Origin of the sequence: Methylobacter sp., from assembly GCF_004322395.1 — a bacterium.
Classification (GTDB): domain Bacteria; phylum Pseudomonadota; class Gammaproteobacteria; order Methylococcales; family Methylomonadaceae; genus Methylobacter_A.
In genome coordinates this window covers 1-9,662 of sequence record NZ_SCTW01000124.1, presented here as the reverse complement: position 1 = coordinate 9,662, position 9,662 = coordinate 1, and the positions used below count along the sequence as shown (strand labels likewise).

Below are 9,662 nucleotides of genomic sequence, written 5' to 3'. Positions count from 1 at the left end.
TGATTTTGCCGGTGATAACGCTGTCGTCAAAATATTCTCCGGTTGCCTCCTGTGTTTTTGTCGATGCACAACCTGTGACTGTTATTAACGTCATGGCTAAAAAAAGCGCGGAAAAAAATCTAACAAGATATTTCATGGCTAAATCTCCAGTTAAGTGCCCATTTCGGTAGACAGAAGAATTTTTAAACGGTCTACTAACAGAGGTTAAGATACGAAAACAAACCGGCTAAAATTCAACTCGAGATCAGGCCCAGCTTCGGCAGCCTAATGCAAACCTGACGAGTATCCGTTACAACTTCAAAGCTACTTTAATTATGAAACCAGACTCAGTCAGTGCGATAAGACACATACAGCAGAAAGAGGTTCGGCTTGGGAACGTTTCGGGTTTGAGTTTTTAATCGTTAACGTTGCTTACAATACCGGCTGTCGCGATAAAACGCAGAGCATCCTCAACAGACATATCTATTTCCACTACATTTTTCCGCGGCATAATCACCGTATATCCGCCTAGTTGGTAACTAAACGGCAAAAATACCGCAATCTGATCTTCGGCAATAAAAGCGGGTGAAGTCTCTTCGAAATCCGACACCGTAATAAAACCTATCTGTTGGCTATTGCCGGGAGCTACATTAACCAAAACGACTTGTTGAAATTTCCCTTTCTGTTCGCTGGAAAAAAGAGAACTGATATCGCGTATTGCTGTATAGATGCTTTTAACAAGAGGAATCTGGATTACAAGTTCTTCAAAGGTATGGAACAGCCTGCGGAAAGTTTTAGATTCAAGAAAGCTTCCGAAAAAAAACACCACAACAAGACCTAAAATAAATCCCATCCCTTTTATATACCAACTATCCGGGAAGAAAAGCTTGAAGATTTTTCCCAGCCCCAATTCTGCAGTGTTGGCCATCCAGAACAGCAAATAAAGAGTGAGAGTAATAGGGATAATAGCGATTAAACCCTTAACAAAGGTTCGGCTGATCGGCTTCATTTTAAATTCCCAATTAGCGTGATCCGACATTCTGTACTCCTTAGTGAAAATTTATATTTAAAAAGTTTTCTCTCATTATTGTCCACGTAGGGCGTGCTGTGCGCGCCTTAGCCTTAGCTCTGAAGGCGCGCACAGCACGCCCTACATAGGTTTTATTTGGATAGTGATAATTCATAAGTCCGCTGATAATTTCAAATCCCATTGTTCAGTAACTCCTGAGTTGATTTATAGTGCCCTATGCCACAATCGCATCCAGGCCGGGACGTTCCGTAAAGCGATGCATGGCGATAGCGCCAATAAAGTTCTTGATGAAAGAGTCATTGATTACTCCGGACGGCAAAGTAATAACGCCCGGCCCATGAAACTCTCCATGCTCTATCCCGGCAGAGCGGGCCGCCTGGGCGATCAGCATGGCGCCGTTATGGTGGGCAGCGATGGCTTTACCGTGTTTGTAGGCTTCTTTGACAAAAAGCACCGCGTGAGCATCCGCACACAAAGCTTCCACGCTTTGCTGTCCTCCCGGAATAAATACCGCGTCGAACATGACCGATCCTACTGTCGGCAGGCTGTAGTTCACTTTGATAAATTCTTCTTCGCTGTTTTTGATTTCTCCCAGACGCGGAGCGATGAATCTTATGACTGCGTCTTCAGCTTCCAATGCTTTGCATACCGCAAGTGACGCCTTGTCTACATTGTTTGCAACAAGCACCGCAATCTTACGGCCGATGATAGAATCTTTGCGGGTATTTGCGATACTCAGAGACGGATCCATCTCGAGCTCATTAGTTCGTTTAACATTTTCTGCGCCGCTCGGAGGTTTGGGCGCCGCCATTCCCAAACCTTCGGCAACCCGGTACGCAAGAAACTTATCGATCTGAGTCAGCATCGAAACCATACGCTCGCGCACTGCATCGACTTCGACCTTGCCCAATTCAAAAAGGAACGCCGAAACGATATGGTCCTTTTCCCATGCCGACTGGCTGCGCCAGAACAGCGCCGCTTGCGAGAAATGATCGGCGAAACTCTCGCTACGCACGCGCATTTTTTCTCCTTCCATCGGCTGCGGATAACTCACAAAGCCGCCTTGATCCGAAGGCTGTTGCATTGGGTAACCGCCGCCCAAAGAGTTGGGTTCATAACTCACTCTGCCCTTGACGATGGTTTGGCGCATATGGCCGTCGCGCTGGTTATTGTTCGCTGCCGCAATCGGGCGATTGATCGGGATCTCATGGAAATTGGGGCTGCCCAGACGGGAAAGCTGCGTGTCGGTATAAGAAAACAGCCGGCCCTGCAATAAAGGATCATTGGTGAAATCGATGCCCGGTACGATGTGGCCGGGATGGAAAGCCACCTGTTCGGTCTCGGCGAAGAAATTATCCGGATTGCGGTTCAACGTCAGCTTGCCGATAATTTGCACCGGCACCAATAACTCGGGGATTATTTTTGTCGCGTCGAGCAGGTCGAAATCGAATTTGTGTTCGTCTTCTTCGTGAACTATCTGCACGCCGAGTTCCCATTCAGGGTATTGGCCCCGATTGATAGTTTCCCACAAGTCGCGCCGGTGAAAGTCAGGATCCTTACCTGCCAGCTTGACCGCTTCGTCCCAGACCAGGGAGTGAATGCCGAGCACCGGCTTCCAGTGGAACTTAACAAAGCTGGATTTGCCGGACTCGTTAATAAAACGAAAAGTATGCACGCCAAAACCTTCCATCATTGAAAAGCTTCGGGGAATGGCGCGATCCGACAGGACCCACATGATCATATGCGCGGATTCCGGCGTCAGCGAGATGAAATCCCAAAAAGTGTCGTGAGCCGCTGAGGCTTGCGGAATTTCATGGTGCGGTTCCGGTTTGATCGCATGAACCAGGTCCGGAAATTTGATCGCGTCTTGAATAAAGAACACCGGAATATTGTTTCCTACCAGATCGAAATTGCCCTCTTCGGTGTAGAACTTAACCGCGAATCCGCGTGCGTCGCGGACGGTATCGGCCGATCCGCGAGAGCCGACTACGGTTGAAAAACGCACGAATACCGGCGTCTTAACTTCAGGGTCTTGCAAGAAGCCGGCTTTCGTATAGTGGTTCATCGATTTGTACACTTGGAAATAACCGTGCGCGCCTGCTCCGCGAGCATGCACTACGCGCTCGGGAATGCGCTCATGGTCGAAATGCATGATTTTTTCACGCAGGATATGGTCTTCCAGCAGCGTTGGACCGCGAGAACCGCCGCGCAAAGAGTTCTGGTTATCGCTAATATGCAATCCTTGATTAGTGGTAAGAACTTCGCCCGGCTGTTGAGCGAGCACTGACGCAGCTTGTTCGGAACGGTTAGCGTCTGCAGGCGACGGTTGAAGACCGGTTGGATTGGCTGTAGCCAGTTTATCGTCTTTAGGCGTAGTCATGAAAAAAACTCCTGTGTCTCGATCGTGGTGGCGGTTCAGGGCGATAAGTTAGCCACGGATTTACACAAATAAACATTTCGCTATGCAAGGTTCGCTCTACTCCCAAATAATGCGGCAAAGTATTGCTGTTCCGTTGTTCATCTGTGCAAATCCGTGTTTATCCGTGGCTCGACTGCATTTTTTAGATGAGCCCGCTAAGATCGGGCAGTGATCAGTTCCTCTTTGCGCTTGGAAAGCTTGGCCCCAAGCTCCACCATATCCAAGTCGGTGGATTTCGCTTTTGGAAATATCTCATTCTGTTCTTCTTTAACATGATGCTTCACGTACTCGTGCATCACTTTGATCTTGGCATCGAACATTTCTTCACCGGGTTTCTCACCTTCGACTTGAGCGATCAGCGACTTTAGAGTGGCGTGCTCGACCTTGGCTTCAGGAATTAATTCTTTGTCTTTCAAGGCCTGTTTGACTGCGGGATAAAAAATCTCCTCTTCGATCTGGGCATGCACGGTCAATTCGTTGCATATTTGCTCAGCGAGCTGTTTTTTTTCCTTAACTGAATCAGTTTCCTCATATTCGGCAAACAGATCGCTGACCAACTCATGGTCGGTTGTCAATAACACAGTTGCATCTTGAGCTTTGGATGAAGCGGACTTCTCTTCTTTACTCTTTGCAGTTGCCATAATGTATTCCCTATTTCAAATTTGAAAGAATGAGTGCGTTTAGTGCCAAAACAATGCAAGCAAAATAATGATGGGAATAGGAATGCCGAGTAAATATAAAAGTATTGAGCGCATGGCTTTTCTCCTGAATAAATTGATTGTCCGGATAATTACAGGTCGCGTTGCTGACCGCCGTAAGTGGCCGCGTAGCTGGCAGTAAAGGCACCGATAAGCAGTGAGATGAAGAACCACAGCGATGCATAGACGGAAGTTTTGCGCGTCTTGTCTGTCGCTTCTTTGGCTGCAGTTTCAGCTTCATGCAGCTTGCCCTGTACTTGGCCATAGGTGTCAACTACTCGCTTTTCAGCCTCCGGCTGTGGCAGACCGGTGCGTTGTGCAACAACCTGACCGACATAACGAACGTCTTCGGGAGGCAACGGTCCTGTGCGAAGACTGTTCATGAAGATGCGGGTAACTTCCGAGGCGGTGTCAGCAGGGTTTTGCTGCTGAGCAGTTTCCGGCATGGAAGCGCTTTCGCCGATAGTCGAGGTTGGAGCCGCGCTGACATCTGTTCGGAACAGCGAATCCATGAAGTACCTGACCGGTTCATTATTGGTGTTGTACTTTGCCAGCTCGGCCCCGGCAGCTGCTGCACCGCCTGCTGTGGCGGCAGCAGCTGCACCCCCGGCCTGAATTCCGCCGCTTACAATCGTCCCAATCATCGAAGTGAGTAGCGCGGCTGTCATAAGCGCCGAGACGGCCCAAGCCAGGAAACCGTGTGCGGTATCGCGGAAGTAGACCTCGTCGGCATCTGTCGCAATCCACTTGGTTCTCAATCTGCCGGCGAGGTAGCCGCCGACTCCGGAAGCGATAAGCTGGGTGATGGTTAACCACAGGATGGCAGATATGCCAAAGGCCCCAGCGCTTATTCCTGTGTACGCCCAGGGCGATACAGAGGACAAGCCCAAGCCTGTTCCCAGCATCGTAAGGATCAGCGCTAAAGCAGCGGCGGCAGTGGCGCCAGCTATGATAGAACCCCACGACACTGCGCTTGCCTGGGTTGGTAGGGCTTCTGTCTGGATACTTGGCGAGATGCGTCTTTGATCGAATTCGTCAGAGGCACGTCTGCGTCGTCCGAGTTCGTCAGTGGCTGAGATATTAGGAACATTCATGATGAGCCTCCATAGATTTAAGTTCGGGAAATTATGGTATGAGGCGATGTTTACTATCTGTACGACACCGAACATAGCTATGAATAAGTTGCCGCTAGGCATCGGAGATAAGCAGACCTTCCAGGTTTTAAAAACCTGGAAGGTCTAACTGGTAACGTTCTGAATAGGCATGGCGCTGGATAACAATTGCCGGCATCCCTGCCGGAACGGCGGCGTCTCACAGACGCGTGAGTATAAAGGATGAATGCTGGGGGTGGCGCCGTCAGCGTGAACCAAGACTGTGCAATACAACAGACTGGTTTTTTGTGGCTTTCGTGCTCTTCGTGGATTAATTGAGGTATTGATTAGGTTCTTGTAGGTGGAACGATGGATCTTTTTCTCCTGTCCCGGCTCTTTGCGGCTCGCTCGGAGGCCATTACCGGCCGGGTTTGCGGTTGAAGAGATTGACCCGGTGCGTCCGACTGATAAAGCGACTTTATCAGCAAGGTTAGAGGCAAGGCCGAGTACAAAGTATGGGCCGAGGTTATCAGACTCGTAGCGACCTTTAAGGGTGACGTTTGAGCAGTAGTAGCGCCGCGAAGTTTGGGGGCTTGGCTGCGTTTGGTAAGTTCGCCAACGATAAATCCAATGCCGCCTGCCAATAGCAAACTTCCCGGAGCAGTTATTTCTTGGTGGATGTCTTGGACAAGCTTATCTACTTGCATACTGATCTTCCGTTTATGGATCAATCTCTTCCGCTCCGTATCCTTGATTTGATCCGCCAGAGATGAAGATTTTCTTTGATTTAAAGAATCGGCTGCTGTCATTAAATGTTCCTCTCCCATTGCGTAGGCATCGACATAAGACTGCGGCGCACCGCTGGAAATTTCAGATAACGACTCTTGCGGCGTATGACGACGCAAAGAACCAAAGCTATCAATAAATTGAAAGCGATGGCAATCAATATGGCATAACTTTGCATAACGCCATGTTCGATCAGCCACAACACGGCGGCGGCCGCAAGTCCCAGCCACGCGCCGATCAGTAAGATAGCAACCATTACTCCCGCTATGACCATAACTGCCAAGCTCCTGGCTGCCTGTTGCAATTCCAGCGTGGCGATCTTGAAGTGATCATAAATTAATCCACGCAGCTCATGCCATAACAGCTGAACATCATCCAGCACGTGAGAACTGTCCTGTGGAGCAGTGCTGCGACCGGCAGTTTGTTCAGGTATTTTTTCCTTTAAGTTAGTATCTTTCATAAGCTTGGCAGTCTAACGGTTGCTGCCCAGGCGAGTCAGGACATAACCGGCTGCTAGCGCAATACCGACCGATTTTAGCGGATGGTCACGGACATAAGCTCGGCAATTCTTCATGAATTCCTGCTCGGCATTTAGCCATTGCTCGCCTTTTTCGCCAAGCGCTTCAGCTGCCTTAGTGGTGGACTTTTGTACGTAATCGGTAGCGCCATGAACATAATCGGCAGCGTCTTCGGCGTAATCGGATACTTTGTCTCTAGTGTCCATAATGGATTCCTCTGGTTAAGCCGTATGTGAATCGGCGTCTAAATTCAATTTAACGTTCGCTCAGCAGACTTTTCAATAGATATCCGCTCGCTATTGCAATTAACACCGATGTCATCGGATATTCGGCGACATAACGGCAGCAATTTTTCATCATTCTCTGTTCGGCACTTAGCAATTGTTCTCCTTTTTCACCAAGCGCTTTCGCGGCTTGCGCGGTGCCTTTGGCCATTTTTTCGGCAGCTTCTTGAGCATAATCGGATGCTTTTTCTATAGTATCCATAATGATCTCCTCTCTATCTTGAGTCGCATGTCATTTACATGTACGAGCTTGTGATGATTGATGATCCGATTGACCGCTACCCATCATACGGCTTAGAAAAAAACCGGCCGCTACTGCGATACCTACCGATTTCATGGGGTTCTCACGGACATAAGTGCGGTAATCCTCCATCATCTCCATCTCGGCATTTTTCAGTTGCTCTCCTTTTTCGCCGAGCACTTCCGCAGCCTGATAAGTCACACCGGCGATCTTATCAACAGCTTCATGTGCCGAATTCGATACTTTGCCTATGGTTGCTTTGATATTTTCCTCTGGTTGTTGGTTTTCCATGATGGTCTCCTTTCGGTTTGAGCCTTACGGCATTGGGGTTCATGAATATTTGAGTGGGTTTGATTTTTGGTTCAGCATTCAATGAGCATAACGTAAATTCCAATCCGAGCCGGCTAACAACCGGACAGTATTTACTGTTAGCGCCTCTGCTCAACCAACACCACTTTCGATAGTCGATGAGATATCTTCCGCATGAGCCCGCTCGAGGATGTCTTCGGCTTTTGAAAGCTCTTCGGAGCTTTCGGTATGAACGGAAATTAAAACATTTCCTCCCCTGATCTTTCCTTCATAACGCTTGGCTTCATATTCCGGAATGCCCAAACCGACCAGGGCGCCGGTAAGACTACCTGCGGCAGCGCCTACTGCTGCGCCGCTCAAGGCCCCCATAATCGGTCCGGCGGCGATAAATGGGCCGACGCCGGGAATAGCCAAGCTGCCGATGCCTGCGAGCCATCCCAACACGGCTCCGACGCCGAGGCCGGTGGTTCCGCCGATAGTAGCGCCTTCGGGCGCTTTGGTGTGTTTTTCATGGGCGAAATCCTTGCTAGTGGATTTGTCCGGGAACAAAACGGAAATATCGTTATTCGAGAAACCAGCCTTCTTTAACTGGTCGACAATGTGCTCTGCCTGTTCGACATTTTGAGCAATACAATAAATTGCTTTTTTCATAGCTTATCTCCTATTTTTTAAGGCGCTTTGATTTCGAGTTGGTTATCGACTTGCTTCACTCCCCGTATTGTTTGAGCTATCGATTGCAGTTTGCTTTTTTCAGCGGAATTTTCCACTGGGCCTCGCAGAGTTACCATGCCTTGTTGGGTAATAATCTTGGCGTTATGCGCGTTACGTGACAGGGATTTGTCTTTGACGATAAAACTGCGGATTTCTGCCGTGATCTGGCGATCATTGCGCGTTTCTTTTTGATTTTCAGGCGTAATATTTTGCTCGTTCCGGTCGCGAACATTCCGTTCGGTATTTTCGAGATCCGAATTGGCCGCGAGCATCGTCAACGCGAGCATTGTCAAGTTGGCGTGTGATTCGTTCATGTTGAAGCGTAGTTCGGCTTGGACGTTGCCGGATGTCAACATCAGGCCCGCTGTCAAAATGAAAGTGAATAACCCTAATAATTTAGGCATCGTGAACTTTTTGCTGTTAAGGTTTCTTGTACACATCCTTATGACCGATGCGTCAGCGTTGCCTGATTTGCCTGTGGTTTGCATGATGATCTCCTTTGCTGGGATGTTAAAGATAAATACTCTTGATTCGTCCCCGGGTACTCTTCTTGAAAGAAGAGCATAGCGGCGTGTTATTTTCTTTAAAACTTAAAGGACAAACTCATAAAAAATATGAAGCTAACTAATGATTTGTTGATGATGAGATTATCGATGAAATCAATCTTAGTCGGTGCGGTGACGCACATTGACTAACAAAATCCAATGACAAAAAATCAATTAGAAAGCCCGGTTGGGCTTCCTGCTGCCAACCATCAGGCAAAAAAAGCGTTCCGTGCTCTTATACATTTTTGTTCAACGGCAAGGGGTTGGGGGATATATTGTTCGGCAGGTGTCGGACATCTTTATTCTCCAACACAACAAGCAGAAGGACCGTCCATCGCTCCACTTTCCCTTTTGCCGGACAAATTCCAGATTACATGTTTTTGTAGGGCTGTTGGCCTTGTCGACCTTGCTGGCTCATGGGCGGTCTAGTCTCATAGCTGGTTTGATAGAAAGAATCAATTTGATCCTTCCAAGCCTGATCCGCCATATCGGGCCAGTGGTCCTTATCGAATCCCGGTGCATTTTCAAGGCGTTCTTTGTCTATGTTTAGCACGAAGCGCTTGTTTTCCGTATCGAGCTTCAATGCATTCCAAGGCACCGCAAAAAGCCTTTCTCCCATGCCAAGGAAACCGCCGAAGGACAACACCGCATAAGATACTTGGCCATTGGTCATATCCAACATAATTTCCTTGATGTCACCCAGATCTTCGTTATTCTGATTGTAGACATCATTTCCAATGAGGGTCTCGGCGCCCATGAGCCGAGGGCCAGGGCCTTGCTCGTCAGTGTCTTTATACATGCCATAGGTATCGCGTTCTTCAAAGTTCATATTTATCTCCTGTCAAATAAGAATATTAGAAAAGCTCTTTACGTGGTGATCACTAGAGCCCAATTGCTCGAGCATGAATCAGGTTTTTCTCGCTCACCTGCAAACACAATACAGGCGAAACTAAACAGGGTCCGTGCGATATAGCACATAGCCTAAGGTAATAGTTTGGAAAACGTCGGGTCAGTATAGGAAAATGGGCTTGAGTAATTATTGAGTTCCTTG

12 protein-coding genes are annotated in these 9,662 nt (G+C 48.4%); all 12 read right to left on the bottom strand.

Translation table 11 applies throughout. The features are described 5' to 3' along the window. Positions 1 to 394 precede the first annotated feature (394 nt). The 12 genes from EPO18_RS16790 to EPO18_RS16735 all read right to left on the bottom strand — a co-directional run bounded on the left by EPO18_RS16790 (position 395) and on the right by EPO18_RS16735 (position 9,440). Positions 395 to 1,018, bottom strand: a complete 624-nt coding sequence (locus EPO18_RS16790) for a DUF502 domain-containing protein (protein WP_292435303.1) — start codon at positions 1,016 to 1,018, stop codon at positions 395 to 397. A gap of 205 nt (positions 1,019 to 1,223) precedes the next feature. Further along, positions 1,224 to 3,389, bottom strand: a complete 2,166-nt coding sequence (locus EPO18_RS16785; protein WP_292435302.1) for a catalase — start codon at positions 3,387 to 3,389, stop codon at positions 1,224 to 1,226. A 194-nt stretch (positions 3,390 to 3,583) separates the two neighbouring features. Continuing rightward, positions 3,584 to 4,069 carry a hemerythrin domain-containing protein gene (locus EPO18_RS16780; protein WP_292435301.1) on the bottom strand — a complete coding sequence of 162 codons (486 nt, stop codon included), beginning with the start codon at positions 4,067 to 4,069 and terminating at the stop codon, positions 3,584 to 3,586. Positions 4,070 to 4,218: 149 nt separating this feature from the next. Continuing rightward, the gene (locus tag EPO18_RS16775) at positions 4,219 to 5,094 is read right to left on the bottom strand and encodes a hypothetical protein (RefSeq protein WP_292435300.1); all 876 of its coding nucleotides are present in this window, start codon (positions 5,092 to 5,094) and stop codon (positions 4,219 to 4,221) included. 470 nt (positions 5,095 to 5,564) lie between these two features. Continuing rightward, positions 5,565 to 6,026, bottom strand: coding sequence for a hypothetical protein (locus EPO18_RS16770; protein WP_292435298.1), 462 nt, complete (start codon positions 6,024 to 6,026; stop codon positions 5,565 to 5,567). Further along, a complete protein-coding gene (locus EPO18_RS16765; RefSeq protein WP_292435296.1) occupies positions 6,026 to 6,463 on the bottom strand; it encodes a phage holin family protein in 438 nt (145 codons plus the stop codon). The genes EPO18_RS16770 and EPO18_RS16765 overlap by 1 nt, the downstream gene beginning before the upstream one ends. Positions 6,464 to 6,475: 12 nt before the next feature. Beyond that, complete coding sequence (locus tag EPO18_RS16760) at positions 6,476 to 6,727, bottom strand: glycine zipper domain-containing protein (protein WP_292435294.1); 252 nt, start codon at positions 6,725 to 6,727, stop codon at positions 6,476 to 6,478. Positions 6,728 to 6,776: 49 nt separating this feature from the next. Then, positions 6,777 to 7,007, bottom strand: coding sequence for a DUF883 domain-containing protein (locus EPO18_RS16755; RefSeq protein ID WP_292435292.1), 231 nt, complete (start codon positions 7,005 to 7,007; stop codon positions 6,777 to 6,779). Positions 7,008 to 7,037: 30 nt separating this feature from the next. Next, positions 7,038 to 7,337 carry an ElaB/YgaM/YqjD family protein gene (locus EPO18_RS16750; protein WP_292435290.1) on the bottom strand — a complete coding sequence of 100 codons (300 nt, stop codon included), beginning with the start codon at positions 7,335 to 7,337 and terminating at the stop codon, positions 7,038 to 7,040. A 150-nt stretch (positions 7,338 to 7,487) separates the two neighbouring features. Beyond that, positions 7,488 to 8,006, bottom strand: a complete 519-nt coding sequence (locus EPO18_RS16745; protein ID WP_292435287.1) for a hypothetical protein — start codon at positions 8,004 to 8,006, stop codon at positions 7,488 to 7,490. 17 nt (positions 8,007 to 8,023) lie between these two features. Beyond that, positions 8,024 to 8,554 (bottom strand): BON domain-containing protein, encoded by a 531-nt coding sequence (locus EPO18_RS16740; RefSeq protein WP_292435284.1) that lies wholly within the window; start codon positions 8,552 to 8,554, stop codon positions 8,024 to 8,026. Between the two features lie 427 nt (positions 8,555 to 8,981). After that, positions 8,982 to 9,440, bottom strand: a complete 459-nt coding sequence (locus tag EPO18_RS16735; protein ID WP_292435282.1) for a PRC-barrel domain-containing protein — start codon at positions 9,438 to 9,440, stop codon at positions 8,982 to 8,984. Between the last annotated feature and the right edge of the window lie 222 nt (positions 9,441 to 9,662).

Excerpts from the sequence above, each read along its gene's own strand:
- EPO18_RS16790 (WP_292435303.1), bottom strand. The coding sequence starts at position 1,018 with ATGTCGGATCACGCTAATTGGGAATTTAAAATGAAGCCGATCAGCCGA.
- EPO18_RS16750 (WP_292435290.1), bottom strand. The coding sequence starts at position 7,337 with ATGGAAAACCAACAACCAGAGGAAAATATCAAAGCAACCATAGGCAAA.
- EPO18_RS16785 (WP_292435302.1), bottom strand. The coding sequence starts at position 3,389 with ATGACTACGCCTAAAGACGATAAACTGGCTACAGCCAATCCAACCGGT.
- EPO18_RS16780 (WP_292435301.1), bottom strand. The coding sequence starts at position 4,069 with ATGGCAACTGCAAAGAGTAAAGAAGAGAAGTCCGCTTCATCCAAAGCT.
- EPO18_RS16755 (WP_292435292.1), bottom strand. The coding sequence starts at position 7,007 with ATGGATACTATAGAAAAAGCATCCGATTATGCTCAAGAAGCTGCCGAA.
- EPO18_RS16760 (WP_292435294.1), bottom strand. The coding sequence starts at position 6,727 with ATGGACACTAGAGACAAAGTATCCGATTACGCCGAAGACGCTGCCGAT.
- EPO18_RS16745 (WP_292435287.1), bottom strand. The coding sequence starts at position 8,006 with ATGAAAAAAGCAATTTATTGTATTGCTCAAAATGTCGAACAGGCAGAG.
- EPO18_RS16740 (WP_292435284.1), bottom strand. The coding sequence starts at position 8,554 with ATGCAAACCACAGGCAAATCAGGCAACGCTGACGCATCGGTCATAAGG.
- EPO18_RS16765 (WP_292435296.1), bottom strand. The coding sequence starts at position 6,463 with ATGAAAGATACTAACTTAAAGGAAAAAATACCTGAACAAACTGCCGGT.
- EPO18_RS16770 (WP_292435298.1), bottom strand. The coding sequence starts at position 6,026 with ATGACAGCAGCCGATTCTTTAAATCAAAGAAAATCTTCATCTCTGGCG.
- EPO18_RS16735 (WP_292435282.1), bottom strand. The coding sequence starts at position 9,440 with ATGAACTTTGAAGAACGCGATACCTATGGCATGTATAAAGACACTGAC.